At 59.9% G+C, this 23,958-nt stretch carries 26 protein-coding genes, 2 rRNA genes and 1 pseudogene; 17 read left to right on the forward strand and 12 right to left on the reverse strand.

The window, feature by feature from the left end; translation table 11 throughout:
* Positions 1–118 (forward strand): 23S ribosomal RNA (locus RAE09_RS08165); the annotation flags it as partial.
* 131 nt (positions 119–249) lie between these two features.
* Positions 250–367, forward strand: a 5S ribosomal RNA gene (rrf, locus tag RAE09_RS08170).
* Positions 368–707: 340 nt separating this feature from the next.
* On the opposite strand, the gene RAE09_RS08175 is transcribed toward rrf, so the two are convergent.
* Positions 708–1,718, reverse strand: a complete 1,011-nt coding sequence (locus RAE09_RS08175; RefSeq protein WP_394372004.1) for a pseudouridine synthase — start codon at positions 1,716–1,718, stop codon at positions 708–710.
* Here RAE09_RS08175 and RAE09_RS08180 point away from each other — a divergent pair.
* The 4 genes from RAE09_RS08180 (at position 1,699) to RAE09_RS08195 (ending at position 3,838) form a co-directional block, all read left to right on the forward strand.
* Positions 1,699–1,842, forward strand: coding sequence for a hypothetical protein (locus RAE09_RS08180; protein ID WP_005325337.1), 144 nt, complete (start codon positions 1,699–1,701; stop codon positions 1,840–1,842). The genes RAE09_RS08175 and RAE09_RS08180 overlap by 20 nt on opposite strands.
* Before the next feature lie 41 nt (positions 1,843–1,883).
* Positions 1,884–2,783, forward strand: a complete 900-nt coding sequence (locus RAE09_RS08185; protein ID WP_179387148.1) for a universal stress protein — start codon at positions 1,884–1,886, stop codon at positions 2,781–2,783.
* 119 nt (positions 2,784–2,902) lie between these two features.
* Positions 2,903–3,151, forward strand: a complete 249-nt coding sequence (locus RAE09_RS08190; RefSeq protein WP_179387149.1) for a GlsB/YeaQ/YmgE family stress response membrane protein — start codon at positions 2,903–2,905, stop codon at positions 3,149–3,151.
* Positions 3,152–3,229: 78 nt separating this feature from the next.
* Positions 3,230–3,838 carry a TetR/AcrR family transcriptional regulator gene (locus RAE09_RS08195; protein ID WP_179387150.1) on the forward strand — a complete coding sequence of 203 codons (609 nt, stop codon included), beginning with the start codon at positions 3,230–3,232 and terminating at the stop codon, positions 3,836–3,838.
* Here the strand turns inward: RAE09_RS08195 and yidC are convergent.
* On the reverse strand, positions 3,795–4,739 hold the full coding sequence (yidC, locus tag RAE09_RS08200) for a membrane protein insertase YidC (protein ID WP_005325343.1): 945 nt from the start codon (positions 4,737–4,739) through the stop codon (positions 3,795–3,797). The genes RAE09_RS08195 and yidC overlap by 44 nt on opposite strands.
* Positions 4,740–4,772: 33 nt before the next feature.
* Here yidC and RAE09_RS08205 point away from each other — a divergent pair, with 33 nt between their 5' ends.
* Positions 4,773–5,435: a class E sortase gene (locus tag RAE09_RS08205; protein ID WP_005327018.1), complete on the forward strand. Its 663-nt coding sequence runs from the start codon at positions 4,773–4,775 to the stop codon at positions 5,433–5,435.
* Positions 5,435–5,587 carry a hypothetical protein gene (locus RAE09_RS08210; RefSeq protein ID WP_049377502.1) on the forward strand — a complete coding sequence of 51 codons (153 nt, stop codon included), beginning with the start codon at positions 5,435–5,437 and terminating at the stop codon, positions 5,585–5,587. The genes RAE09_RS08205 and RAE09_RS08210 overlap by 1 nt, the downstream gene beginning before the upstream one ends.
* Here the strand turns inward: RAE09_RS08210 and RAE09_RS08215 are convergent.
* A complete protein-coding gene (locus RAE09_RS08215; protein WP_316981441.1) occupies positions 5,584–6,120 on the reverse strand; it encodes a DUF2020 domain-containing protein in 537 nt (178 codons plus the stop codon). The genes RAE09_RS08210 and RAE09_RS08215 overlap by 4 nt on opposite strands.
* On the opposite strand from RAE09_RS08215, the gene RAE09_RS08220 reads away from it, so the two are divergent.
* A complete protein-coding gene (locus RAE09_RS08220) occupies positions 6,119–7,282 on the forward strand; it encodes a sensor histidine kinase (protein WP_239191892.1) in 1,164 nt (387 codons plus the stop codon). The two genes, RAE09_RS08215 and RAE09_RS08220, sit on opposite strands and share 2 nt — an antisense overlap.
* A 37-nt stretch (positions 7,283–7,319) precedes the next feature.
* A complete protein-coding gene (locus RAE09_RS08225; protein WP_023020112.1) occupies positions 7,320–7,958 on the forward strand; it encodes a LuxR C-terminal-related transcriptional regulator in 639 nt (212 codons plus the stop codon).
* On the opposite strand, the gene RAE09_RS08230 is transcribed toward RAE09_RS08225, so the two are convergent.
* Both RAE09_RS08230 and RAE09_RS08235 read right to left on the reverse strand, forming a co-directional pair.
* A complete protein-coding gene (locus tag RAE09_RS08230) occupies positions 7,955–8,266 on the reverse strand; it encodes a histone-like nucleoid-structuring protein Lsr2 (protein ID WP_302258765.1) in 312 nt (103 codons plus the stop codon). The two genes, RAE09_RS08225 and RAE09_RS08230, sit on opposite strands and share 4 nt — an antisense overlap.
* 189 nt (positions 8,267–8,455) lie before the next feature.
* Entirely contained in the window at positions 8,456–9,088 is a 633-nt protein-coding gene (locus RAE09_RS08235; protein WP_316981442.1) for a DUF6474 family protein, read from the reverse strand.
* Between the two features lie 69 nt (positions 9,089–9,157).
* Between RAE09_RS08235 and RAE09_RS08240 the strand changes: the two genes are divergently transcribed.
* Positions 9,158–10,591, forward strand: a complete 1,434-nt coding sequence (locus tag RAE09_RS08240; RefSeq protein WP_316981443.1) for a TM0106 family RecB-like putative nuclease — start codon at positions 9,158–9,160, stop codon at positions 10,589–10,591.
* Here RAE09_RS08240 and RAE09_RS08245 read toward each other — a convergent pair.
* Both RAE09_RS08245 and RAE09_RS08250 read right to left on the reverse strand, forming a co-directional pair.
* Positions 10,578–11,876, reverse strand: coding sequence for a copper oxidase (locus RAE09_RS08245; RefSeq protein ID WP_316981444.1), 1,299 nt, complete (start codon positions 11,874–11,876; stop codon positions 10,578–10,580). The two genes, RAE09_RS08240 and RAE09_RS08245, sit on opposite strands and share 14 nt — an antisense overlap.
* A 10-nt stretch (positions 11,877–11,886) precedes the next feature.
* The gene (locus tag RAE09_RS08250; protein ID WP_316981445.1) at positions 11,887–13,038 is read right to left on the reverse strand and encodes an MFS transporter; all 1,152 of its coding nucleotides are present in this window, start codon (positions 13,036–13,038) and stop codon (positions 11,887–11,889) included.
* A 71-nt stretch (positions 13,039–13,109) separates the two neighbouring features.
* Here RAE09_RS08250 and RAE09_RS08255 point away from each other — a divergent pair, with 71 nt between their 5' ends.
* Positions 13,110–13,964 carry a LysR family transcriptional regulator gene (locus RAE09_RS08255; protein ID WP_200436299.1) on the forward strand — a complete coding sequence of 285 codons (855 nt, stop codon included), beginning with the start codon at positions 13,110–13,112 and terminating at the stop codon, positions 13,962–13,964.
* Positions 13,965–14,005: 41 nt separating this feature from the next.
* Here the strand turns inward: RAE09_RS08255 and RAE09_RS08260 are convergent, their stop codons facing one another.
* Positions 14,006–14,608 carry a superoxide dismutase gene (locus RAE09_RS08260; protein WP_005325362.1) on the reverse strand — a complete coding sequence of 201 codons (603 nt, stop codon included), beginning with the start codon at positions 14,606–14,608 and terminating at the stop codon, positions 14,006–14,008.
* A gap of 164 nt (positions 14,609–14,772) precedes the next feature.
* On the opposite strand from RAE09_RS08260, the gene msrA reads away from it, so the two are divergent.
* On the forward strand, positions 14,773–15,420 hold the full coding sequence (gene msrA / locus RAE09_RS08265) for a peptide-methionine (S)-S-oxide reductase MsrA (protein ID WP_316981446.1): 648 nt from the start codon (positions 14,773–14,775) through the stop codon (positions 15,418–15,420).
* Here msrA and RAE09_RS08270 read toward each other — a convergent pair.
* Entirely contained in the window at positions 15,417–17,159 is a 1,743-nt protein-coding gene (locus tag RAE09_RS08270) for an alpha/beta-hydrolase family protein (RefSeq protein WP_316981447.1), read from the reverse strand. The two genes, msrA and RAE09_RS08270, sit on opposite strands and share 4 nt — an antisense overlap.
* Positions 17,160–17,246: 87 nt before the next feature.
* Between RAE09_RS08270 and RAE09_RS08275 the strand changes: the two genes are divergently transcribed.
* The 3 genes from RAE09_RS08275 to RAE09_RS08285 are packed head-to-tail and all read left to right on the forward strand — an operon-like array spanning position 17,247 to position 19,839.
* On the forward strand, positions 17,247–18,194 hold the full coding sequence (locus tag RAE09_RS08275; protein WP_150850386.1) for an L-lactate dehydrogenase: 948 nt from the start codon (positions 17,247–17,249) through the stop codon (positions 18,192–18,194).
* Positions 18,194–18,898 (forward strand): glycerophosphodiester phosphodiesterase family protein, encoded by a 705-nt coding sequence (locus RAE09_RS08280; protein ID WP_005327032.1) that lies wholly within the window; start codon positions 18,194–18,196, stop codon positions 18,896–18,898. The genes RAE09_RS08275 and RAE09_RS08280 overlap by 1 nt, the downstream gene beginning before the upstream one ends.
* A 20-nt stretch (positions 18,899–18,918) precedes the next feature.
* Complete coding sequence (locus tag RAE09_RS08285; protein ID WP_316981448.1) at positions 18,919–19,839, forward strand: DUF5926 family protein; 921 nt, start codon at positions 18,919–18,921, stop codon at positions 19,837–19,839.
* A 50-nt stretch (positions 19,840–19,889) separates the two neighbouring features.
* Here RAE09_RS08285 and RAE09_RS08290 read toward each other — a convergent pair whose 3' ends face one another.
* The 3 genes from RAE09_RS08290 to RAE09_RS08300 all read right to left on the reverse strand — a co-directional run bounded on the left by RAE09_RS08290 (position 19,890) and on the right by RAE09_RS08300 (position 23,022).
* Entirely contained in the window at positions 19,890–21,128 is a 1,239-nt protein-coding gene (locus RAE09_RS08290; protein WP_316981449.1) for an LCP family protein, read from the reverse strand.
* A 62-nt stretch (positions 21,129–21,190) separates the two neighbouring features.
* A complete protein-coding gene (locus RAE09_RS08295) occupies positions 21,191–21,889 on the reverse strand; it encodes a CPBP family intramembrane glutamic endopeptidase (protein ID WP_316981450.1) in 699 nt (232 codons plus the stop codon).
* On the reverse strand, positions 21,886–23,022 hold the full coding sequence (locus RAE09_RS08300; protein ID WP_316981451.1) for an amidase: 1,137 nt from the start codon (positions 23,020–23,022) through the stop codon (positions 21,886–21,888). Before RAE09_RS08300 ends, RAE09_RS08295 begins: the two co-directional genes overlap by 4 nt.
* A 33-nt stretch (positions 23,023–23,055) precedes the next feature.
* Here RAE09_RS08300 and pheA point away from each other — a divergent pair.
* Positions 23,056–23,952: pseudogene (pheA, locus tag RAE09_RS08305) on the forward strand (prephenate dehydratase).
* Positions 23,953–23,958: the final 6 nt, after the last annotated feature.

Genomic DNA, 23,958 nt, shown 5'->3' on the forward strand with positions numbered 1-23,958 from the left:
CTGTTTTAAGATGAGGTTTCGTTAAGGTCCCCTAAAGACGATAGGGTAGATAGGCCAGACCTGGAAGCACTGTAAGGTGTGAAGGCTACTGGTACTAATTGACCACAACAAACACCAACACCAGGTGAACAAACAAAAACAGTAAAAGAGAAGAAACAGTCACTGTCGTGACCGCGTCCACTATGCAGTATCTGACACAACACCCAAGCAAGGGCACCTTAAAAGAGGGTATTTTTGCTTCGTATGTTTGTCGGTGGTCAATAGCTGCAGGGAAACGCCCGGTCCCATTCCGAACCCGGAAGCTAAGCCTGCACACGCTGATGGTACTGCAACCGGGAGGTTGTGGGAGAGTAAGTCACCGCCGACACCAAACAACAAAAACAACTCAATAGCCCAAGAAAGGGAAGAGGACGGAACACCACCGTCCTCTTCCCTTTTTCCACTTTTTGCGGAAGCCGGTGTTACGCGACGGAGCTCGGGGCGAGCTGCATGCTGCGGTCTTTCTTCGTCGCTGAAGTATATAGCTATTAGGCTCCCCAGGAGAACACTTCAGGCGACTGGTTGTGTTCCCGCACCCAACTGTGCTTATTGCCGGGGATCTACGAACTAGAAATGGCTCGGTGGTTTTCCTTTGTTCACTCGCAGATAGCCCGCTTTGGTTCTAGGTTTGGTCACGTGACAGTATCACGGCCTATATAGTATGACGGCTATGTGTGATCGATTAGCCGGTGCGTGTAGAGAGGAAGGGCGGACTCGAACTCCCGGTACTTCCCGCTGAGGGGGTCAGTAAATTCGATGTGGGTTGCGGTGAGATGCATAGGGATCCGCATATCCTCAGCATCCTCGGGATAGATTTCTGGATAGACAGGATCACCCAGGATGGGTATTCCAGCCTGCCACATGTGGAGACGCAATTGATGGGTCTTGCCCGTGGTGGGTTTGAGCGTGTATTTGCCTAATTGTGGCAGTTCTCCGTGGATCTTTTCATACGGGGCGTTATCTATTAGTTCTACTGCAGTCAGAGTAGTAAATGCGTTGGGGGTGCCATCGCCTATGCGGCCTTGGATTTCGCCGGGGGTCTTGGTGAGGTGGGAGGCCCACTGGAGGGGCGTCGGAAAGCGGCGGTATTCGGCGATCGCCTGATAGGTCTTCTGTACCTTCTTTTCCGCAAACAGCGTTTGGTAGGCGCCGCGAACATCCCGGTGTTTGGTGAATAGCAAAATTCCGGAGGTAAGTCTGTCTAGGCGGTGCGCCGGTGCGAGCTCGTCGTTTCCTGTCATTCGTCGGAGCTGGACTGTAGCTGTCTGTACGATGTGGCGTGCGCGTGGCATGGTTGCCATAAACGGCGGCTTATCGGCGACGAGGATATGTTCATCCTCGAAGAGAATGGGGACGTCGTAAGGTACCGGTGTTTCGGGTGCCGGAATGCGGTAGAAAAAGACGTCCTCGTCGTTGCCTAATATTGAGTCCGGCCGAAGCCTGGTCTGATTGCGTAGGACAACCTCGCCAGAGTCGAAGCGCGCCTGGAGCGCCGAGGCGTCGTCGTCGGGGTGTCGATGGCGTTGTGCCGAAATTACTGCACTAAGAAAATCCCAGGCCGTTATGCCTGCCTCGGAAGTGCGCACGCGGGTTGGATTCAAGCCGTCTTTAATCGGCAAAGGCGTGAAACCTTTTCGGCGATGTATTAATGTTTTGTCCATGGATTTTAATTCTCTCATTGAACCGGTTGTTGCCTTTTTCTCTGAAGGTATTGGTGCCGTAATTCGCACCGTCCTGGAGTTTGTGTACACCGTTATGTTCCCGTCGAATTCCGAGGCTGCAACCGTCAACCCTCAAGCCTAATCCGTACTACAATTAAGGTATAACCACCGAAAGGACACATCATGGCTAAGGAAGACATTGTAGTCGTTGCCGTTGACGGTTCGGATGCATCGAAGAATGCAGTTCGTTGGGCCGCAAATACGGCTATGAAGCGCGGGATTCCACTGCGAATCGCATCTAGCTACACCATGCCACAGTTCCTGTACGCAGAAGGCATGGTTCCGCCTAAGGAGCTTTTCGACGACTTGCAGGCCGAGACCCTCGAGAAGATCGAGGAAGCTCGCGCCATCGCTCATGAGGTAGCCCCAGAGCTGAAGATTGGTCACACTGTGGCCGAGGGCTCCCCGATCGACATGCTGCTAGAAATGTCGCACGATGTCACCATGATCGTCATGGGCTCCCGCGGCATGGGTGGCCTGTCCGGCATGGTGATGGGTTCTGTCTCCGCTTCGGTTGTGTCCCACGCCTCTTGCCCGGTCGTCGTCGTTCGCGAGGATAATCATGTCACGGACTCCACCAAGTACGGCCCTGTCGTTGTTGGCGTGGATGGTTCTGAGGTTTCGCAGAAGGCCACGGCTTATGCGTTCCGTGAGGCACAGGCCCGCGGTGCTGCTTTGATCGCCGTGCATACTTGGATGGATATGCAGGTGCAGGCTTCCTTGGCGGGTCTGTCGGCCGCCCAGTCCGAGTGGGCTGATATTGAAAAGGAGCAGAGCGAGCTTCTGACTGAGAATCTGAAGGAGCCGCGTGAGGAATACCCAGAGGTTGAGGTAAAGAAGCTCATTACCCGTGACCGTCCAGTGAGCGCTTTGACCGAGGCTGCAGAAGGCGCGCAGCTTTTGGTTGTAGGTTCGCACGGTCGTGGCGGCTTTAAAGGTATGCTCTTGGGCTCGACCTCTCGCGCACTGTTGCAGTCCGCACCGTGCCCGATGATGGTTGTCCGTCCGGATGAGGAAAGCTAAAAGCTGCTGTTCATAGAGCGCTTCGCCCACAAGGGCGGAGCGCTCTTGTTGTGTGGGGCCGCCTTAGGTAGTGTGCGCTCGTGTACGCTAAGGTATGACCGCTAATTTAGGAGGATTGCATGAATTTGGGTCTGGGGCTTTTTAGCTCGATTATCATCGGTATCATTGCCGGCTGGCTGGCAGAGAAGATTATGAAGCGCGACCACGGCCTGCTGACCAACCTTATTGTTGGTGTGCTGGGTGGCATCATCGGTGGCATGATTATCCACTTCCTGAACATTGAGGAAGGTGGATGGATCTTCTCCTTGATTGCCGCTACGGGTGGTGCTTGTATCCTGTTGTGGATCGTGGGGCTCATCAAGAAGTAGCCCGAATTTAATTCGCGTACAAACCGGTTTGTCTATAAAGTATAGATGAACCGGCTTTGTCGTTTTAGAGAGGAACCCATGGCAGAGAAGAAGTCGCGCCGTAATCGGCCCAGCCCGCGCAGCCGGCTGCTGGAATCGGCGACCAAGCTTTTTACCACCGAAGGCATTCGTGTCATCGGAATTGACCGCATCCTGCGCGAGGCGGATGTGGCTAAAGCTTCTTTGTACTCTTTATTTGGTTCCAAAGACGCGCTCGTTATCGCTTATGTAGAAGCTTTGGACGAGAAGTTCCGCCAAGATTGGGAACAGCGTACCGCGGAGATGTCGGATCCGGATCAAAAGATCCTGGCCTTTTTTGATAAGGCGATCGAAGAAGAACCCCAGCAGGAATTCCGCGGCTCCCACTTCTTGAATGCGGCCGGAGAGTATCCGCGCCCAGAAACCGAGGCGGAACACGGTATCGTGGCTGCCTGCGTTGAACACCGCAAATGGGTGCATTCCACCCTGACGGCCTTGCTAACCGAGCGCAATGGTTACCCATCGTCCTCGCAGGCGAGCCAGCTGTTGATTTTCTTGGATGGCGGCCGTGCGGGTGCTCGCCTCACCAAGGAGATTGGGCCGCTGCAGACGGCCCGCGACCTGGCTACTCAGATGCTTTCTGCTCCCCCTGCTGATTATTCGATTTAAGGTACTTTCGGGCCTCCATACGTAGCTGGCTGACCCGCTTCTTCTCCTCCTTGGAGAGGGCGGGTTCTTTTTCGCGCTTGCGCCAGCGGCGAATGCTTTCGCGGCGCATAGCGTGGACATCCTCAGTAAGCGGGTAGTCGCGGTGCAAAATGATCTCAAAGATAGCGGTTTGGATCAGCATGAAGAGATAGGCGCAGCCCCAGTAAAGAATGATGGCCACCGGGATAGGTCCGGTTTGGGCCAGGTGCCATAGGAAGAATGGGATCACCAGGAGCAAAAAGCCCATGAGAATGAAGACGCGGCGGTTGACCTTCTGATCAAATTGAGTGGTGCGGAAACTGCGCACGAGGGAAATGACGGAATTAGCCATGGTAAAGGCGATGGCGGCAATGAGGATGGGATTGATGAGGTCGCCGTGCTCGCGGGCGAAATCCGTCAGCGGAGCGCCGTAAAAGGTGGTTTCGCGGAAGGCCGAGACGTCGGAGGCATTCAACATGCCCACGGTGGTGGAGCCGCGCTCAATATTGGACATGCGCAGGAGCACTTGATAGAGGCCGATGAAGGCCGGAATCATGATGAGCGGGGGAACACAACCAGCTGCGGGGTTGTAGTTATAGCTCTTCATGAGGTTCTTTTCCTCTTGCATGAGCTCCGCCATTTCCTCGGTGGTGGTGGCGTTATTCATCTGCTTTTTGATGCGGTTATTCTCCGGGCGGATGAGTGCGCCGATGCGGGCGGAGCGTACGGATATCCAGTTCAAGGGAACAACGACGCCGCGCACGGTGATAACCAGCAGGATGATGGAAATCAGCCAGGCCGTAGATTCACCGACGAAGCTGCTGATGAGCCAGTGCCAGAATTTCATGATTCCGGAAACTGGGTACATGAAGACTTCGTACATGCTCAACCTTTCATGGGCAGTATGGTTTAAGGCATGACTAAAGTTCTAGGGGAACTCATGCTAACCATTGGCGTGGTTCTTTTACTCTTTGCATTCTATGAAGCCTATTGGACAAATGTAGAATCCGGCCAGCTGCAGGAGGAGGCGAGCGCCCACCTCGACGAGCAATGGCGCAATCCGCGGCAGAAGTTGGAGCCGGAGTTGGGTGAGGCGTTCGCGCAGCTTTATATTCCCACGTTCGGTTCTGACTACCGCTTCGCCATCATTGAGGGCACCAATGAAGATGATCTGCTGCGCGGCCCGGGGCGCTACCTGGATTCCCAGATGCCGGGAGAGATGGGCAATTTTGCGGTTGCGGGCCACCGCGTGGGCAAGGGAGCTCCCTTTAATGACTTGGGCAAGCTAGAGACCTGCGATGACATCGTGGTGGAGACGCAGAAGGAGCGAATTACCTATCGCGTATTGCCCATCGATGGCGAGCAGGCGGACTGTTTCAATGGAATTCCGCCGGAGTATTCGCACGTAGCTGGCCGGCATATTACGACGCCTGGCGACGTCTCGGTGACCAACCCCGTGCCAGAGTCGGACGCCGAACCGAGCCGCGAGATCTTGACCTTGACCACGTGTCACCCGCAGTTTTCCAACGCGGAGCGCATGATTGTGCACGCTATGGAAGTAGAAAAAGAGGAGAAATAATGTATCGCGCTTTGTGGAATCTCTTGCCGGGGCCCACACCGGTGAAGGTCATCTTGGCCATTGCTATTGCGGTGGGAGTCTTCTTCCTCCTAATGGAGGTTGTATTCCCGTGGCTGTCGCCGATGATGCCGTATAACGACGTCGCGGTTTAAAGTCCCAAGTTGGCGATCGCTTCGTGGGCGATCTGCTCCGACTTCACGGTTTGTTGCTGGTTGCTCCACACCAGCACCGCGTGCGTGTCCTTTTGCACCGCGTACACGGCATGCTCATTGACCACGCCCCGGCCGCCTTCCCAGCCGTCGAAGGAGGCGGGTTCGGTGGCGTCGATAGGCGCGGCCCAATCCACTGCGGCGCGGGCGTCATCGACCGTGGGCATATCGCGCACGATGACGGTGGCCTGTGGCTCGTCCTGGTAGGACCAAAAGACGCAGGCCGGGGTGGGAAAGCGCGTGTCGATGCCCTGCTTGGTCAGGCGCTGGCCGTTGGTTTCTTCGAGCCAGCCGGGGCCGATGTAGGGGCAATCGCTCCAGTCATTGACTTCCGCGGTTTGGGCGACATTAACTTCCGGTGCCTCCGAAGCCTCCGGAGTGACCGTAGTTGTTGGTGCAGGGGCGGGTGCGGATGAATTGCAGCCGGCGATCCCAAAGGTGGCTAGGGCGAGTAGGGGAAGTAGGCTTTTGCGCATGAGCCCCACAATAGACCGGGATACCGATGCGTTGCGCACCGGCATCCATATCCTGACTGCTGGCCTGCTGGTGGTAGGCATTTTTACCTCCGCGCGAATGCCGCTTTCGCAGGCGATCATCAACCTGCTGCTCTTGGTGGGCTTTGCGGCCGTGTACTTCGCAGGCTCGGTATACGGGGAATATTGGGCCCGGCCTGTGCGCTACCTGTGGCTGTGCATCCTCTCGGTGCTGTGGGTCGCGGACCTGTTCGTGGCCCCAGCGGCAATCTATTTGGTTTTCGCCATGTTCTTTTTGTACCTCACGGTGCTGGACATGGCGGCGGGTATCGCGTGCGTCATCGTCGCCTCGATTATCACCGTGGTGGTGCAGATTCCGCAGGGTCTGACCTTTGGCGGTGTCATGGGGCCGGCGGTCTCGGCGCTGGTGACGATAGCGATCACCTACGCCTTCCGGACGCTGTCGCGGATGAATAAAGAGTTGATTGAAACCCGTTCGCAGCTAGCAGCCACGGAGCGCGATGCCGGCATGGTGGCCGAACGTCAGCGCATTGCGCACGAGATTCATGACACCCTTGCCCAGGGACTGTCTTCCATTCAAATGCTCCTGCATTCGGCGGACCGTGATCTGGATAAGCAGGACGCGGGCAAAGCGCGAGAGCGCATCGAGCTGGCCCGCAGGACGGCCGCGGATAATTTGCACGAAGCGCGGGCAATGATTGCCGCTTTGCAGCCGCCGACGCTCAATGAGGCATCACTTGAGGCCGCGTTGACCCGTATGGCGGAAAACTTCGGCGCTACCGGAGATATCCACGTCGAGGTGGAATCCGAAGGAGAGGTACAGCAGCTGCCCATGAAGGTAGAGGCGGCGCTGCTGCGGATTGCGCAGGGCGCTGTGGGGAACGTCGTCAAGCATGCAGAGGCAAGCCGCGCCCGGATCACGGTGACCTATGAGGGCGATGAGGTGCGCCTGGACGTGGTGGATAACGGCAAGGGCTTTGATCCGGCCGCGGTGGAAAGTACCCCGGCTGGGCTGGGGCATATTGGGCTGGCCGCAATTAGGCGCCGGGCACAGGAGCTAGGTGGGGAGGTCATTATTGAATCCGCGCCGGGGGAGGGCACTGCCGTGTCAGTTAGTATGCCCTTAGGCAACCGGGTAGATTAAACTTTTGGTTGACAATGACATCGATAGGAGGAATGTCGTGATTCGGGTCCTATTGGCAGATGACCACGAAATCGTCCGCCTGGGTCTGCGCTCCGTGCTCGAAGGCGCAGAGGATATCGACGTCGTAGGGGAGGTCGCTACGGCCGAAGCTGCGGTGTCGGCAGCGCAGGCGGGCGGCATCGATGTCATTTTGATGGACCTGCGCTTCGGCGCGGGCGTGGAAGGGACCCGCGTTATGGGCGGCGCGGAGGCAACCGCGCAGATTCGCTCCGCGATGGCCACCCCGCCCAAGGTCCTCGTGGTTACTAACTATGACACTGATGCGGATATCCTCGGCGCTATCGAAGCCGGCGCCGTGGGCTATTTGCTCAAGGATGCACCACCCCAGGAGCTGCTGGCCGCAGTGCGTTCGACTGCGGAGGGCGATTCGGCGCTATCTCCCATCGTGGCCGACAGGCTGATGACCCGCGTGCGCACGCCACGCACCTCGCTCACGCCGCGCGAGCTGGAGGTCCTGCAGCTGGTTGCGGCGGGCGCGTCGAACCGCCAGATTGGCCAGGACCTCATGCTGTCTGAGGCCACGGTGAAATCCCACCTTGTGCACATTTATGACAAGTTGGGTGTGCGCTCGCGCACCTCCGCCGTGGCGGCAGCGCGCGAGCAAGGCGTGCTTTAGTTAGCGGCGTTATAGGCCTCAATGACGTCTTGTGGGATCTTTCCGCGGTACGCCACTGGCAGGCCTTGGGTGCGCGCCCATTCGCGGATTTGGCTGGGGTCTGCCCGCTGCGCATCGAGGGCGGGGGCAATCCGGGCGGCGTCCACGTAGGGGGCGAGCAGATTATGGAAGTGCCGCGCGTTATCCGTGGAGAGATCGATAAGGTAATTTTGACCGTTTACGCTGAAGCGAACGACTTCTAGCTGGTCTTCAGGGATTAGGGTGTGGTCCAAGTCGTCGTAAAATTGGGTTACTTCACGGCGGGACATATTTCCTCCAATTTTAGAAATTGCACACCAAGCACTGAGAGCATAAACGGTGTTTAAGGGGTAGAGCGGTTAGAAGATTATCAGCAACTTTTTCTGGCTGAAAATACTTTTCCCGAAAAATCCCGGATCTCTATAGAAAATAATTAAACGCCACCACCGAATAGGAGGCGGTGGCGGCGTGTATCTCTTTTACTGGGCCAGGCGCTGCTGGATTTCCGCAGTAATGGAGTCAATTTCCGAGCTAATGGTCTTGTGAGCGCGGCGGCGCTGCTGCTCGGTCATGAACTCGGCATTATCGATGGCGGAGTCTACTTCTTGCAGGCGGTCACGCACATCGCGCTTGAAGCCGGCCGGAACGTCCGTGTTATCGAGGGAGTTGCGGATGCCGGCGGTGCGGGCCTTGAGCGGCGCACCGTAGCCGGAGAAGGAAGCCATCTGATCCGAGCTCACGCCCGCCTTAGCGGCCTTGCGCTTTTCGCCCTCAGTCTTCAAGCCCACGTAGCCGCGGTAGAGGAGCGGCAGCAGTAGGGGTGCTGCGGTGCGCAGTGCACCGGCATAACGCTTGACATTATCGGAGTTAAAGCGGCCGGCCTTGAGCTTGGCTAGCTCGTTCATGGCCATCTTCTCCTCGTGCTTGCGGCGCTTCTTGAGGCCCTTTTCCTCCGACTTAATGAGGTGCTTTTCCTGCTTGGCCAGGAGCTTTTGCTGGCGGCGACGGTCCTTAGACTGGGCCTTTACCTCTGCCTTGGCACGGGTCTTGGCGGCCTTTGCCTGTGCGCGTGCTTCTTGGCGGGCCTTTTTAACTTTCTTCAGAATGCTCATTAAATTTCCCTCACGTTTGATCGAGTCTGGATTCAACTTTACCTTGCCGTTCTATTAAGCTCACCCGGTGTGGAGGATGTGGTTGTTGCTTCGGACCTTGTGGGGTGCCGCTACCGCTTAGTACAGCGGCGCGCGCACCCCGAGATGCCGCGTACCCATGCCTCGATTGCCCGAGCAGAACGCCACGCGGCCGCAGTGGAGGCGGTCATGGAGATGTTTCCCCGCAAGGGCTCTGGCCGGTTCCGCCGCATCGATCTGGAAGGCGATGAGTGGGAGCGCTCCATGCGCACCCTTGAGGCGTTAGCTTCCGGGTATACGCACATCACCAACGCGGTCTTCGCCACCGAGGAGTGGATGGTGCGCGTAGATTTGCTGCTGCGCGAGGGCGATAAGTACACCCCAATTATCGTGTCCAATCACCGTGTGGCCCGCAAGAATGACACCAAGACGACGCCGGCGGTGCCCACCCACCGCTTGGGCCTGAGTGAGCCGCTCGAGGCGCCGTATAAGCTGCGCCATCATGCGGTAGATGGTTACCGTTTAGCGTTTGCCGCTCGTGCCCTGCGGGATCTAGGGCTCGATTCCGGCCGGGGTGGGGCCATCGGCCAGGACCGCACCCGGGCATTTTTTACGGAAACAGCCAAGTTTGATCTGGAACGCGCCTGGAATCAGCCGCTTCCTACCGCCCCGGTGCGGGTCAAGGAGTGCGCGAGCTGCCGCTTTTGGTCTTTGTGCGAGCAGGAGCTGGTGGCGGCGGATGATATTTCGCTTTTCCTATCCGGCGACCGCGCTAAGCCTTACCGCGAGCGCGGGATTACTACCGTGCAGGCGCTTATCGACGCCGACCTGGGCGAGCCCTCCCGCCTTGCTGCTGCTTGGCGCGCCGGGGAAGTGTTGCTGCGCCGCGGCGACGTGCACGTTCCGCGCGCAGACGTGGAGGTGGACGTGGATATGGAAGCCTACCTGGACCAGGGCGCGTACCTATGGGGAGCCTGGCACGACGGCAACTACGTCCCGTTCGTTACGTGGGAGCCGTTGGGCGGGCGTGCCGAGGCGGAAAACTTTGCGGCGTTCTGGCGCTGGTTGATGGATGTGCGTGCTAAGGCCCATGCGGAGGGCAAAACCTTTGCTGCATATTGCTACTCGGCCCACGGCGAGAACCACTGGATGCGGATGTCCGCGCAGCGCTTCCGCGAGGTGGATGAGCGGGAAGTAGAAGAGTTTATCTCCTCACCGGAGTGGGTGGATATGTTCGCCCACGTCAAACGATCCTTCGCCGGCCCCTTCGGCCTAGGCCTGAAGGTAGTCGCCCCGGAAGCGGGTTTTACCTGGCCAGAAGAAGACTTCGACGGCGAAGAATCCGTGAACGCGCGCCGCGAGGCGCTAGCCGGTGACCTCGTGGCGCGGCAGCGCTTGCTGGACTATAACTCCGGCGATGTCCAGGCCACCCGCGCGGTCCGCGAGTGGATGGATGCCGGCGCGCTGGGTACTACAGCGCTGTAAAGAGGGCGTAGATGACCGCGAGGATCGCGATGCCCGCGTAGACCTGGTTCCATTCTGGTCCGGGCTTCGGATCCGGGCCCTCCGCCTTCTTCATCAAGACCTGCTTCTGGGCCTTGACCGCCCGGGTGATGAGCACGGGGTAGACCGCTAGGGGCAGGATGCACAAGAGGGAGGCGACCACCTTAAGCAGGGAAATATCGGTGCCGATCCAGATGAGCAGCCCACCGTTGACGAGGGTGGCGCGCAGGAGGCCGAGTTTGTCCAGCTGCTGCAAGCCCGCCCGGACGGCAGCGGGGCCGCCACCCATGGTGCTGGGCAAGAGGTAGCTCATCACGCCGATGAGCAGTTGACCGGCAAACCCCACCAGCAAGGCGAGGGTGGGCAGCGCCGGCTCGGGCATAAAGAAATGCTGCACCGTGTAGTACACCAAAGACAGCACCAGCCATAACGAGGCCATGAGCACGGAGACCGAGGCAAAGGTGATGCGATCGCGCGGGTCCTTAGCCACCGTCAGCACATTAGCGAGCCACTGCTGCAAGCTCAGCGCCCAACCGCAGCAGTAGGCGATAAGTCCCAACTCGGGGAAGCCGAGGAAAGCGCCCACGATGGTGGCAACTACACCGACTGCGAGCAGCGCAAAGGAGGGCCGCATGTGGCGATTGATGCCTTGAGTGCGCCAGATGGAGGGGAAAAGGATGGTGAGAGAACCGGCTGCGGCCAAGCCGATGAATCCGCCGATATTGGCGGCGATATGGGCGAGCAGCAGCGTGGGGTGGCCAGGGGAGACGGCCAGCAGGCCGCCAAAGATGGCACCCACCGGCAGGCACAGGGCGGAAAGTACATAGGCGCCCACCACGGGGCGGAAGCGCTTATCTTTGGCACTGCGCCATTGCTGGAAGAGCGATACCGCATGCCAGAGCATCATCAGTGCAATGAGTGTGGCGCCCACCTGGGTGACAATCCAGTGCTGGGACCAGAACTCCATGAGGATTTGGCCGATTAACGCGAGGATGATTCCGGCATTGAGGCCATAGATGCGGGTCAATTGGGTAGGTCGAGTGGATTCGGGGAGGCGCTGTTGGGTGAATTTCTCCGTGAGGTGCTGGGACCACACGATGATGCTATTGCTCACCAGTCCGAGGGTGAATAGGTGGATGAGCACCCACCGGTAGTTCGGAACCAAGGTATGCGTTGCACCCACGAGGATGAAGACCATCATCCACAGGGATACGGGGCGGGAGGCCTTCCGGTGCCATGTCCGCGCCGACCACTTATTCTCAGGCATAAAACCGATTTTAGTCGGTTTTAATCTTGGTCCAAGTCAGCGCAGTAAGGGCGAGGGCTACGGCGGTGAAGAAGGCAATGAAGAGGGGCCACGACAGGGCGTCGAAAAGCAGGCCGGCACACGCGCCCACCACAGAAGAGCCAAAGTAATAGCAGAACACGTACATCGAGGAGGCCTCCGCGCGGTCGTGGGTGGCGATCTGGCCCACCCACCCGGAGGCGGTGGAGTGTACGGCGAAAAAGCCCACGGTAAAGGCGATCATTCCGAGAAGCGTCAGCGGAAGGTTCCCGGCACACAACGCGATGCCCACAGTAAAAAGCGCGGCCGAGCCGCACAGGGTCTTCCCGTGGCCGATTCGGGCCACTAGCGCTCCAGCCCGAGCCGAGGACCAGGTGCCAGAAAGGTAGAAGAGGAAAGCCAAGCCGGCGAGCGAAGGGGCCAGCCCAAAATCATCGATGAGCCGGAAGGTTAAGAAGTTATACATGGAGACAAACGTGCCCATGGACAGGAATGCGGTGAGAAAGAGCAAAGCCAAATCCCGGTTGGCCCAATGGCCCAAGAGCGCCCGGCTTTCGGTTTTGAGATGGATGGATTTAGGCCGGAAATTGCGTTGGGCGGGAAGCAGTAGCCAAGCCGTAATGGCAAAGGCGAGTGAGACCAGCGCTGAGCCGAAGAGCGCCCAGCGCCAGGTGGAAATCTCCACCAGCCCGGTGGGAATGAGACGGCCGGTAAGGCCACCGATGGAGGTGCCTGCAATGTAGAGGCCCATTGCCCGCGGCAGGGCTTTGTCATCGAGTTCTTCAGAAAGCCATGCCATTGCCGTGGCGGGGGCGCCGGACAGCAGCGCACCCTGCAGGCCGCGTACCAGGATGAGCTGCCACCCCTCTTGGGCGAAGGGAACAATGAGCCCCACGCCGGTCGCGGCAACGGCCGAAATCAGCAGGATACGTCCGCGACCGAAACGCTCGGAGAGGATCGATGCGGGCACCACGCATAGGGCCAGCGCGCCCGTGGCGGCCGATACGGTCATGGCCGCCTTGGTGGAAGAAAGGCCCATGTTGCGTACCAGCGTGGGAAGAATGGCTTGGGTGGAATACAGGCTGGAGAAAATAGCCAAGCCCACAAGGAGCATGGCTACCGTGGCGCGCCGCGTTCGAGTCATAGCATTTAGCCTGCCCGGACATGCAGCATGTGTAAAATGTGGAAAATTACACTAATCGATGCGGAGTATGCATGAATGTGGAGGATGTCCGCGGCTTCCTCGCCGTGGTGGATCATGGTCGCGTGGGCGCTGCGGCCGATGAACTGGGGATCTCCCAATCCGCGCTGACCCGCCGCGTACAGCGCGTAGAAGCTAGTCTTGGCGCCCGCCTTTTCGAGCGCACTGGGCGCACACTGCACGTGAACTCGCGCGGGAGGGCCTTCGCTGTGGCTGGGCGGGACATGCTCCGCGCCTACCAAATAGGGCGAGACGATGTTGCCCGGCTCATGGATCCAGAGCGCGGCACCGTGCGCCTAGATTTCATGCACTCGCTGGGCACCTGGCTGGTTCCGGACCTGCTCAAGAGCTATCGCGCGCAGCACCCGCACGTGGATATTCGCCTGCATCAAGGCGCGGCGCAGGAGCTGGTGAGCAGGGTGGAAAACGGCGAATCCGACCTTGCCCTCGTGGGCCCACGGCCTGATGCAGCCCTGGGCTGGCACCAGATAAAGGTGCAGCGACTAGGCCTTGCGGTGCCGGAAGGCCACTGGGCAGCGAACCGGCGGGAGGTGAAACTAGCGGAATTCGCTGCAGAACCGTTCATCGGCATGCTGCCGGGCTATGGCACGCGCATGCTTCTCGATGCCCTCGCGGACGACGCCGGCTTTAGCCCCCACCTCGTCTTCGAGTCAATGGAGCTTACTACCGTTGCGGGGCTGGTAGCGGCAGGACTCGGGGTGGCGCTCTTGCCGCTGGATGATCCCTATCTGCAGGTGGGGAGCCTGATCCCCCTCACGCCGCCAGCGTACCGCGAGCTCGGTTTGGTGTGGCGCGCCGGGGACGATGCGCCCCCAGTGCGGCAATTCCGGGAATTTATCCGGGCATAGAAAAAGCCGCCCCGGAGGGCGGCCGAAGTAACTACAAAGAGTTACTTGGTGGCTGCAGCGAAACGCTCAGCAACGTCATCCCAGTTGAAGACGTTCCATACGGCCTTAACGTAGTCAGCCTTAACGTTCTTGTACTGCAGGTAGAAAGCGTGCTCCCACATATCCAGCATCAGCAGCGGGGTGAAGTTGATGGAGGTATTACCCTGCTGGTCAGTCAGCTGCTCGATGATCAGGCGGCCAGCAATGTGGTCGTAGCCCAGAACGGCCCAGCCGGAGCCCTGCAGGGAGGTAGCAGCGGCGGAGAAGTGAGCCTTGAACTTCTCAAAGGAGCCGAAGTCGCGGTTGATGGCCTCTGCCAGCTCGCCGGTAGGCTCGCCGCCACCGTTCGGGGACAGGTTCTTCCAGAAGATGGAGTGGTTGGTGTGGCCACCCAGGTTAAATGCCAAGTTCTTGGAGAGGGCGCGGATGCGATCCGGGTTAGCCTCGCCGTTGCGCTCTTCCTCGAGTGCCTCGAGTGCAGCGTTAGCGCCAGCAACGTAGGTTGCGTGGTGCTTATCGTGGTGGAGCTCCATGATCTCTGCGGAGATGTGTGGCTCCAGTGCGTCGAATGCGTATGGGAGGTCAGGAAGTTCGTAAACAGCCATTTGTTAAATCCTTTCTTCGGGTACGTGTCCCGATGATAGGCACGGTGGAAAGATTTCGCCATGATTAATTCGAATTGTGGAACTAGCGCGAATATTAACTGGCCGCGGAATAGCTTTTCGCAGTACAACGTTGGGAAGAAGGAATAAGGAAGGAGCTATACCTCATGTGGATGTTTAAGCCGGAGCCCAAGCTCGTTGCTGCAGACGAGGCTCTGCCGGGTCGATCCGAGCCAATCCTAGACCCCGCCCCGCACGCCGTTTTAGGGACACCGATTACCGGACCGTGGAAGGACGGGCAGCGCTCCATTCTCATTGCGTTGGGATGTTTCTGGGGTGCGGAGAAGATGTTTTGGGAGACCGAAGGCGTGGAATCCACCTCGGTGGGCTATGCAGGCGGTACCACCCCGAATCCCACGTACTACGAGGTATGCCGTGGGTTAACCAACCACGCCGAGGCGGTGGAGGTGGTCTATGACCCGCAGCGCATCAGCCTGCGCGATCTTGTCGTACAAGCCCTAGAAGCGCACGATCCCACGCAGGGTTTCCGCCAGGGCAACGATGTAGGAACGCAATACCGCTCTGCTTTCTACCCACGCACGGAGGAAGAGCGGGCAGAAATCCAGGGCATCGTGGATTCCTATGCAGAAAAACTCAAGGAATTCGGATTCGGGGATACCACTACGGAGGTCAAACTCCTCTCCGATACTGATTCTGGGGAGTACTACCTGGCTGAGGATGAGCATCAGCAGTACCTATATAAGGTGCCCAATGGGTACTGCCCGCATCACAGTACTGGGGTGAAATGCGACTAAGCGTCGCGCCGGATAAAGCGGGCAATCTTCTTGGCCAACTTCGGCGTGAGCGATTGGCGGGATTGGGACCCTAAGACCTCATCCCAGTACCAGAGCATTTCCTCAAAATAGTTGTGTCCGTGCCCGCCGGGGACGTTGAGGGAATTGATCTGGTCCAAGCCAATTTGCCACCAGGTAATAAACGGAACCCAATGCAGCTGCCGGAAGGTATCCGCGTGCAGCGCTTCCGGCTGCGGTTCATGAATCCAGGTGGGCCTGCGCACGAGGAGGTTGAGATCCCACCACACGATGGCGTCGGAAGCATGCTGAGCAATGAGCATGCGGGGCCGGCGCCAGGTATGGGCGTAGTCATTGCCAAAGGCATCGTGCAGCGTATGGTCAGGGGCCGCGGCGTAGCGCACATGCTTGCCGCCATCGATAACGGGCAGGCGTTCTAGTGAACCAATATCCCGGCGCAGGCGCTGGGTAAAGTGCGTCATGCGCGGAGGCCCAGAAAAGACCGCGCCATTGCAGGCGGAAAGTAGGTCCTCCACATTATGGTAGTTATCCATAATGGCGTAGGCGCCAAGCGATTCACCTGCGAAATATAGCCGTGGGCGGTTTTCTTCCGGCAGCCTATCTATCTCTTCGTGTATCACCCGAATCAATTCGCGGGCCGCCTGCTTTGGCGCATTCTTATCCACGAGGTAGGAAAAAACCGAAGGCAGGTAGGAGTACTGCATGGTGACGGTGACGCAATCACCACCGGTCAAAAACTCATAGGAGCACGCACCCCAGTTATTGATCCATCCCGAGCCGGCGGGCATCTGGATAACAATAGTCTCTCGCCGCAAGGCACCGGTGCGTTCGAGTTCGGCGCGGATCTTTTCCGCGGATTGTTGGAAGGAGCGCCCTGGAATGTATCCGGCGTAGATGCGGATCGGTTCCTTTGCATCGGTTCCCGTCACTGTGCGGATATCGCGGGCGCGGGGGCCATTGGAGACAAAGCGGCGTCCCTGTTGTCCCAATGCCGACCACGGCTCGAGCGACCACGGACTGCCGGAGCGCTCCGGCTCCCACGGCATGGAGGTGCCGGGGAAAATCTGCTTATTTATTCGCTGCGCTTGGTGCGATAGCGAGCGCAGCCAGCGGCGAAAGACCACGCGGTCAGAAAGGGCAAACGCCGTAAAGCTCAGTCCCGCGGTCACCACCGGCCAAGCAATGAGCGCCGGCACCCAGCGGCCTAGCTGGCGTGACAGTTTGGTGACCGCAAGCTGCGTGGCCTCCCCGATGAGTAGGAGAGTGCCGTAGCCCGCGGTGCCCGCGGCCAGGCCGATGGCCGCCGTGACGGGCCCGCGCACGAGCTGCTTATTGACCAACTCCGCCTGCTTCTTCTGGTTGCGCAGCGAAAGCACGGCATTAAATGCAGTCCCGGCGCCAATAGCAAGGTGCACAATTTGTCGATGTTGTGGTCCGAGGCGGTCCTGTGGGCGCTTGCCAAGGCTATTGAGCACGAAGCTTGTTGACGCCGCCCCTAGATGCCCAATGCCCTGCCCGATTGCCACATTGGCAGCGGTCACCCACCACGGGCGGGGAAGTAAGGAGGGCGAAACAGCAGCCCACGTAGCTAATTCCGCACCCAAAATTCCAGCCGACATATTGGGCGGTAAGGTTTGCCGGCTGGTCATACGGACGATGGGCGTGAGATCCGCGGCTACGCCAAGAGCGATTAGTGCAGCGCGGCGGAGTGCGCGTTTCATAATGCCCGATTCTCCCAGATTTCGGTGGGAATTTCAGTGTGAGACTTAGCCCGTGCAAAAATCTCCACAAAGTTGCACAATGGGGTCATGGCAAATCATGTAGGAAACAAAGTAGTTCTCATTGGCGCCGGCGATGTGGGAGTCGCTTACGCCTTCGCTCTCATCAACCAAAGCATCGTTGACCACCTGGCAATCATCGACATCGATGAAAAGAAGCTAGAAGGCAACGTCATGGACCTTAACCACGGTGTTGTGTGGGCCCCGACCCGCACCCGCGTCACCAAGGGCACCTACGCCGATTGCGCAGACGCCGATATGGTCGTCATCTGCGCTGGTGCCGCACAGAAGCCGGGCGAGACCCGCCTGGACCTGGTGGGCAAGAACGTCAAAATCATGAACAGCATCGTCTCCGATGTCATGGCGAATGACTTTGATGGCATCTTCTTGGTTGCCTCCAACCCGGTGGACATCCTGACCTACGCCGTATGGAAGGCTTCCGGTCTGGATCACAAGCGTGTCATCGGCTCCGGCACCGTGCTGGACTCCGCTCGTTTCCGCTACATGCTGGGCGAGCTGGAAGATGTTGCACCGAAGTCCGTACACGCCTACATCGTGGGCGAGCACGGCGATTCCGAGCTGCCGGCCGTCTCCACCGCGAATATCGCTGGTGTCCCGATGTCCAAGAAGCTGGACTCGGATCCGGAGTATGCAGAGCGCATCGAGAAGATCTTCGAAGACACCCGCGATGCCGCCTACTCCATCATTGACGCTAAGGGCTCCACTTCCTTCGGCATCGGCATGGGCCTGGCCCGCATCACCGCCGCCGTCATCCAGAACCAGGACGTGGCGCTGCCAGTATCTGCTTACCTGCAGGGTGAGTACGGTGTAGAGGATCTCTACATCGGCACCGCTGCCGTCATCAACCGTTCCGGCATCGTGCGCGCGATTGAGCTGCAGCTCAATGAGCACGAAAAGGAGCGTTTCGATGCTTCTGCCAAGACCCTGAATGACATCAAGGAAGAGTTCTTCGGCTAGTGAAGATTGTCGCTCATAGGGGATACTCCGGAAAATATCCGGAGCTATCCCCTCTAGCTTTTGAAAAAGCCCTAGATTTGCCAATTCACGGCGTCGAGTGCGATGTGCGCTTGACGCGCGATGGAAAAGTAGTGGTCCAGCACGATCCCACGTTGGACCGCACCGCGGGGCGCCCCGGCCGCATTTCCAAGATGGACTGGGAAGAATTGCGCGGCGTTGACATCGGTTCGGGCCAGCGCATGATGCTTCTCGACGAACTCTTGGAACTGCTCGAGGGCAAACCGCACCACCTTTATATCGAGACTAAGCACCCCTCCGGGCAGGGCGACATCCTGGAGGAGCAAACGGTGCTGCGCCTGCGTTATGCGGGGCTTTTCGATGACCCCCGGATCCACGTCATTTCCTTTTCCCACCACGCCATCCGCCGCATGCAGAATTTGGCGCCGCACATGGACCGGATCTATCTTCGCCGCGATTGGGAACGCCACGTCAACCGTCCCGATGTAATGCTGTCCAGGCCCACCGCGCTTGGCGTATCGTTGTTGCGCGCGAAGCTGCAGCCGGCAATTATCGGCGCGCAGGGATTGCCTACCTACCTGTGGACCGTAGACAAGCCGGAGGATATGAAGTGGGCGTGGGCTAACGGGGTAGATATGCTCGCCACCAATCAACCCGAAGTGGCCCTACATGCCATTGAGCTCTAGTAAGCAGGTATCTTGGAGGCATGGCCAAGAAGAAAAAGAACAAGGAACAGCTGCCTGAGGGCATGTCCCGCCGCCAGGCAAAGCTCGCTGCCCGCGCCAAAGAGCGCGCCGCCCTGGAAAAGGATCCCCGCCCCTACGGCGGACTTGCTGCGGAGGCCTCCCTGGTCGCCATGCAGGAGTTCGTCCCCTCCGCTTTTGCCAAGCTTGACGTTAAAGGCTGCGATAAGAACGTGTACGTAGCCACCGTCTTGCCGGGTGCGTCTGCCGCGCTCATTCGTGACACCGAATTTGGCGGCGATGCCTTCGTGGGCCTGCAGGTACAGTCCCACACCCACAACCCGGGCCGCGACCTCGCCTTTGCCCTTAACTGGGTGAAGAATAACGAGCCCGGTGCCACCCTGGAATCCACCGCGGCTGATGGCTCGGAGCCGAAGCTGGAGGAGCTTATCGACGCCTCCGCTACCCTCGACGTGCAGGTTCACCAGGACTTCGAATGGTGGATCCCGGAGGGCGCACAGGTCACCCCGCAGATTGCGCAGTCGCTACGCGCCGCTAATGATTCCGTCATTGAGTCCTACCAGGTGGGCGAGAACATCACCGGTGCGGCCTTCTGGGCAAATGCCGGCGGCGGCAAGGCCCACATCCGCTGGGTCCGCCCGAATGACGATGAATCCGCATTCCTCAACGCTTTGGCGCGCGTCGCCGCCCGCGGCGAGCTGAACTTGGGCGAGGGCACCAAGTTCGCCGGTGTTTTCCGCACCCACGGTCTCATCGCTCCAGTCTTCGACTTGGATCCAGAGGTTGACCATGCTTCCTATGAGGATCACCTCACCCGCGTGGACAAGGCCTTGGAGGAAGAAATCTCTAATGATGCCCAGCTGAGCGCCGATGAGCGCAAGCAGCTAGAAAACATCAAGTCCCGCCAGGTGACCCTGCGCTAAAGACAAGAAAGTGGCCCTTCCCCGGTAGAGGAAGGGCCATTTTTTGATCGCTATTTGAGAGAATCCCACAACTCGGCGGCTGCTTCATCGTCCCAGAGGACGACGTTGCCTACCTCGGTGTCTTGGAAACCGCCGATGGGGACGGTTTCAGTGTCCACACCGGAGCCCATGGCCAGTGCCACGCGGGCGAGGTGCCAGACGTGGTCGCCCTCGTCCACGATGAACGAGGAGGCGGTGTGGTTGACCAAGGAGAAGGCGCGGAATGGGTTAATCAGGGTGGCTGGGGAAGTAACCTTATCCAATAGGGCGGAGAAGAATTCGCGCTGGCGCTGCACGCGGTCGAGGTCACCCATAGCGGTGGCGCGGGTGCGCACGTACCCGAGGGCGTCGCGCCCCTTGAGCTTTTGGCAGCCGTCTTGGAGATCAATGCCGGCCAGCGGGTCATTGATGGCTTCTTTCACGCACACGTCTACGCCGCCGACGGAGTCGACCACATTGGCTAGGCCACCCATGCCGATCTCGGCATAGTGGTCGATGTGCAAACCGGTCGTGCCTTCGACGGTTTGGGCAAGGAGCTGCGGTCCACCGTAGGTAAAGGCGGCATTGATCTTTTCCATGCCAAAACCGGGAATTTCCACGTAGCTATCGCGTGGGATGGAAACGAGCTTGGCCTTACCGGTGCGAGGGATGTGCAGCAGCATGATGGTATCGGTGCGGCCCTCGCCCACATCACCACCGGTGCCGAGCTCAGCCTGCTGCTCCTCGCTGAGTCCTTGGCGGGAATCAGAGCCGACGAGCAACCAATTGGTGCCGGCGGTATTAGACACCTGTTCTTCTGGTAGCGCCTCGACGCGGGTGAGGCGGGCATCGGTCCAGAACATGAAGACGAGGTTGAATACCAGCAGGACGACGAGCGCCAAGCCAACGCACCCGAGGGCGCGCTTGGCTGGATTGACCTTTTTGCGCCGGCTGTGCGGGCGCTGCCGGGGTGCGGGGCGCGGCGTGGTGCGACGAGGCGGGCGTTGCTGCGCGCGGTACTGGCTGGGGTAGCGGCTCGGTGTTGGCGGCGGAGTGCGGCGCGGGGGCTGTTGCTGTGGCTGCGGAGCGCGAAAGGATTGTTGCTCGGGTTCCACGCGCCGCGGTGCCGGGCGGGCGGAGGAACGGCGTCGAATGGGGCGGCCGTATCGATCCTTGAGGGGACGTCCATCGGCCCCAAGGACGAATTCAGTGGAGGAGTCGTCGCCGGCGCGGCGGGCCTCCCTATGCGGATCTCGTCCTGATTCAGTCATGCGCTATACCTTACAAGGAGCAGGGAGCAACGCCTGCTTCGCGACGTCCCCTACAGGCATTTTCACAGGAAGGAATAACCCACGAATGCGACGGCGTCGATAAGAAAATGCGCTATGACCAGCGGCCATACCCGCCCCGTGCGGTGGTAGTAATAGCCGTAGATTAACCCCATGATGATATTGCCAAAGCCAGCGGAAACTCCCTGGTAGAGGTGGTAGGAACCGCGGAGAATGGAGCTTGCGGCCAGCGTGGCTGGCAGCGACCAGCGCGCCTGGCGCAAACGCGTCATCAGCCACATCACCACCACGGTTTCCTCCGCGAAGGCGTTGGCAGCGGCCTTGAGGAGGGAAACGGGAATTTCCACCCAAGCATTGGCGAAGTCGCCGGGGATGACCTCCTTGCTCCACCCCAATTGCACCGCCGCGAAATACAGGGCGAGCCCCGGGATGCCAATGAGGGCGGCAAGCCCTGCGCCTTCTAACCAGTCGCGGGCGCGGTGGGGCCGGGGCACTATGTGATCCTTGGCCAGCAGGAAAAGCACTAAGGCTCCATAAGAAAAGAGCACGGCGGCCGAGCACAGCTGCAGGCCCATATCCACCCAGGCAAGAGAGGATTGGCTGGAATTGAGCGTGACCGATTGTTCGTCGAGCCGCTGCGGGGAGGCCAGGGAATTGATGAGGTTCAACACCGCCCGCACCCCGGAAATGCCAAAGGTGAGGGTGAGGACGATGAGCAGCTCGGCGCGTAAGGACTTGGTCATGGGTGCAGGATGTGGGCGAGGCCGAGGAGGGCGGCGTCGGAAAGCGTAATGCCTCCCAGGTGTACGCCCACCGGCGGGTGATTGGGGACGGCCCATGGCACGGAAATGGCTGGCAGACGGGCCATGTTGAACAGGGAACCCCACGGTGACCACCGGGTCTGGGCCGCGAAATTCTCCGCATGGGGCAGGGACAGGAAAGAACCAATACGCGGCGGATCCGCGGTGAGCATCGGCGTAAGGATGGCATCGACGCCCCATTCCTGGGCCAGCAAGCCGGGGAGCTGCCGGACATGCGCCCGCGCCGCGGCCAGCTCAGCGGAGCTCACGCGCCGGCCCTGCCGAGCAATCCACTCGGCGTAGCCTGCCGCTGGGTTGAGCCCCGCCAAGCGGGAGGTAAAGGTCGTGCGGAAATGCGCAAAGGTGGCTCGGGCCTGCGGATACGGGGAAATGGGCACCACGGTGAAGCCGGCTGCCTGTAGGCGTTGGGCGGCCTCGCGGGCGGCGCGCAGATGGTGGGCATCGACGTTGGCATCACAAAACAGCGGCTCTACCAGCAGGCCGATGCGGGCCCGCGGGGTGATCATGCGGTGGCCATGCAGAAAGGCATTATCGGCCACGGTCCGGGTGATAAAGCCCTGCACACCCAGTTCTTTTCCCGCCGGTTTAAAGCCCACCACGCCGCAGGCCGCGGCCGGCACTCGGATGGAACCGCCGCCATCGCTGGCGTGCGCCGCGCGCAGCAACCCCCGCGCGACTTGTACCGCCGCACCACCCGAGGAACCACCAGGGGTGCAGCCGGGATAAAGGGGATTATCGGGATGGGGCAGGCCCACCGGTTCCGTATCCACGCGCAGGCCCAACTCCGGGGTGGAGGACTTACCGATGATGCGCGCACCTTGCTTCTCCAAGGCCTCGATGAAAGCATCGCTGTGCTCGGGGTAGTAGGTGCGATCTATATTTCCGAAGGTAGTAGGCATGCCGCAGACATCGCAGAGGTCCTTGGCGGAGAGGACCCAGCCGCTCAGCCGGCCGCGGCCGGAGGGCTCGCGGTCCACATCCAGGTAGGTGAAACCGTGCTCCTCGGGGGTAAGGCCGTGCAGATCCGCGCGGAGTTGTTCTACGGAAAAGTCCATGGGGCACCAGTCTAGTGGGCTAAGGTGACGTGCATGACTACCACCATCGCCTTCCTGGGGCCAGCCGGAACCTTTACGGAAGCGGCCGTGCATAAGTTTGCCGCGCACCTGCCGTAGGTAGAGACCATGCCGGTTGGCTCGCCTTCGGAGGCCGTGGCCGCCGTGCGCGCCGGGCAAGCCGAGTACGCCTGCGTAGCCATTGAAAATTCCGTCGATGGCGCGGTCACCACCACCTTTGATGCGCTGGTTGAAGCCGAACCGGTGCAGATTTACCGCGAGGTGGATATCCCCGTGGCTTTTAGCATCATGACCCGGCAAGGCGCGGGCGACATTGCGCGGCTGAGCACCCACCCGGTGGCGTTCCAGCAAATCCGCGGCTGGGTAAAAGACAATCTGCCGGAGGCAGAGTTCGTGCCGGCCAGCTCCAATGCCGCCGCGGCCGAGGCTGTAGCCCGTGGGGAAGCGGATGCGGCCGCAGCACCGGCGCGGGCCGCCGAGATCTTTGGGCTGGAGACCATCGCCCAGGGCGTGGCAGATGTCGAGGGCGCCGCAACGCGCTTTGTCCTGGTGGGGCGTCCGGGAAAACCCACTGCAAGGACTGGCCAGGACCGCACCAGCGTCATCTTCACCCTGCCGAATGAACCGGGCAGCCTGGTGGGGGCGTTGCAGGACTTTGCGCACCGCGGCGTGGACCTGTCCCGGATTGAGTCGCGCCCCACGCGGGAGGCCTTTGGCACGTACCGCTTCTACGTGGACCTTATCGGGCACATTGACGATCAGCCCGTGGCGGAGGCGCTGCGGGCCTTGTGGTTGCGGGCAGAGGACCTGCTTTTCCTCGGCTCCTGGCCGGCTGCAACCCCTGCGGGCAAGCCACCGCGCGATCTGGCAGCGGCGGATGATTGGGTAGCGCGGGCACGCAGGGGCCAATAATCTAGA

Origin of the sequence: Corynebacterium tuberculostearicum, from assembly GCF_032821615.1 — a bacterium.
In the GTDB taxonomy this organism is placed as follows: domain Bacteria; phylum Actinomycetota; class Actinomycetes; order Mycobacteriales; family Mycobacteriaceae; genus Corynebacterium; species Corynebacterium tuberculostearicum_H.

Coding starts and splice junctions, on each gene's coding strand:
- RAE09_RS08180 (WP_005325337.1), top strand. CDS start 1,699: ATGGATTTTAATTCTCTCATTGAACCGGTTGTTGCCTTTTTCTCTGAA.
- RAE09_RS08175 (WP_394372004.1), bottom strand. CDS start 1,718: ATGAGAGAATTAAAATCCATGGACAAAACATTAATACATCGCCGAAAA.
- RAE09_RS08185 (WP_179387148.1), top strand. CDS start 1,884: ATGGCTAAGGAAGACATTGTAGTCGTTGCCGTTGACGGTTCGGATGCA.
- RAE09_RS08190 (WP_179387149.1), top strand. CDS start 2,903: ATGAATTTGGGTCTGGGGCTTTTTAGCTCGATTATCATCGGTATCATT.
- RAE09_RS08195 (WP_179387150.1), top strand. CDS start 3,230: ATGGCAGAGAAGAAGTCGCGCCGTAATCGGCCCAGCCCGCGCAGCCGG.
- yidC (WP_005325343.1), bottom strand. CDS start 4,739: ATGTACGAAGTCTTCATGTACCCAGTTTCCGGAATCATGAAATTCTGG.
- RAE09_RS08205 (WP_005327018.1), top strand. CDS start 4,773: ATGACTAAAGTTCTAGGGGAACTCATGCTAACCATTGGCGTGGTTCTT.
- RAE09_RS08210 (WP_049377502.1), top strand. CDS start 5,435: ATGTATCGCGCTTTGTGGAATCTCTTGCCGGGGCCCACACCGGTGAAG.
- RAE09_RS08220 (WP_239191892.1), top strand. CDS start 6,119: ATGAGCCCCACAATAGACCGGGATACCGATGCGTTGCGCACCGGCATC.
- RAE09_RS08215 (WP_316981441.1), bottom strand. CDS start 6,120: ATGCGCAAAAGCCTACTTCCCCTACTCGCCCTAGCCACCTTTGGGATC.
- RAE09_RS08230 (WP_302258765.1), bottom strand. CDS start 8,266: ATGTCCCGCCGTGAAGTAACCCAATTTTACGACGACTTGGACCACACC.
- RAE09_RS08235 (WP_316981442.1), bottom strand. CDS start 9,088: ATGAGCATTCTGAAGAAAGTTAAAAAGGCCCGCCAAGAAGCACGCGCA.
- RAE09_RS08245 (WP_316981444.1), bottom strand. CDS start 11,876: ATGCCTGAGAATAAGTGGTCGGCGCGGACATGGCACCGGAAGGCCTCC.
- RAE09_RS08250 (WP_316981445.1), bottom strand. CDS start 13,038: ATGACTCGAACGCGGCGCGCCACGGTAGCCATGCTCCTTGTGGGCTTG.
- RAE09_RS08255 (WP_200436299.1), top strand. CDS start 13,110: ATGAATGTGGAGGATGTCCGCGGCTTCCTCGCCGTGGTGGATCATGGT.
- RAE09_RS08260 (WP_005325362.1), bottom strand. CDS start 14,608: ATGGCTGTTTACGAACTTCCTGACCTCCCATACGCATTCGACGCACTG.
- msrA (WP_316981446.1), top strand. CDS start 14,773: ATGTGGATGTTTAAGCCGGAGCCCAAGCTCGTTGCTGCAGACGAGGCT.
- RAE09_RS08270 (WP_316981447.1), bottom strand. CDS start 17,159: ATGAAACGCGCACTCCGCCGCGCTGCACTAATCGCTCTTGGCGTAGCC.
- RAE09_RS08275 (WP_150850386.1), top strand. CDS start 17,247: ATGGCAAATCATGTAGGAAACAAAGTAGTTCTCATTGGCGCCGGCGAT.
- RAE09_RS08285 (WP_316981448.1), top strand. CDS start 18,919: ATGGCCAAGAAGAAAAAGAACAAGGAACAGCTGCCTGAGGGCATGTCC.
- RAE09_RS08290 (WP_316981449.1), bottom strand. CDS start 21,128: ATGACTGAATCAGGACGAGATCCGCATAGGGAGGCCCGCCGCGCCGGC.
- RAE09_RS08295 (WP_316981450.1), bottom strand. CDS start 21,889: ATGACCAAGTCCTTACGCGCCGAGCTGCTCATCGTCCTCACCCTCACC.
- RAE09_RS08300 (WP_316981451.1), bottom strand. CDS start 23,022: ATGGACTTTTCCGTAGAACAACTCCGCGCGGATCTGCACGGCCTTACC.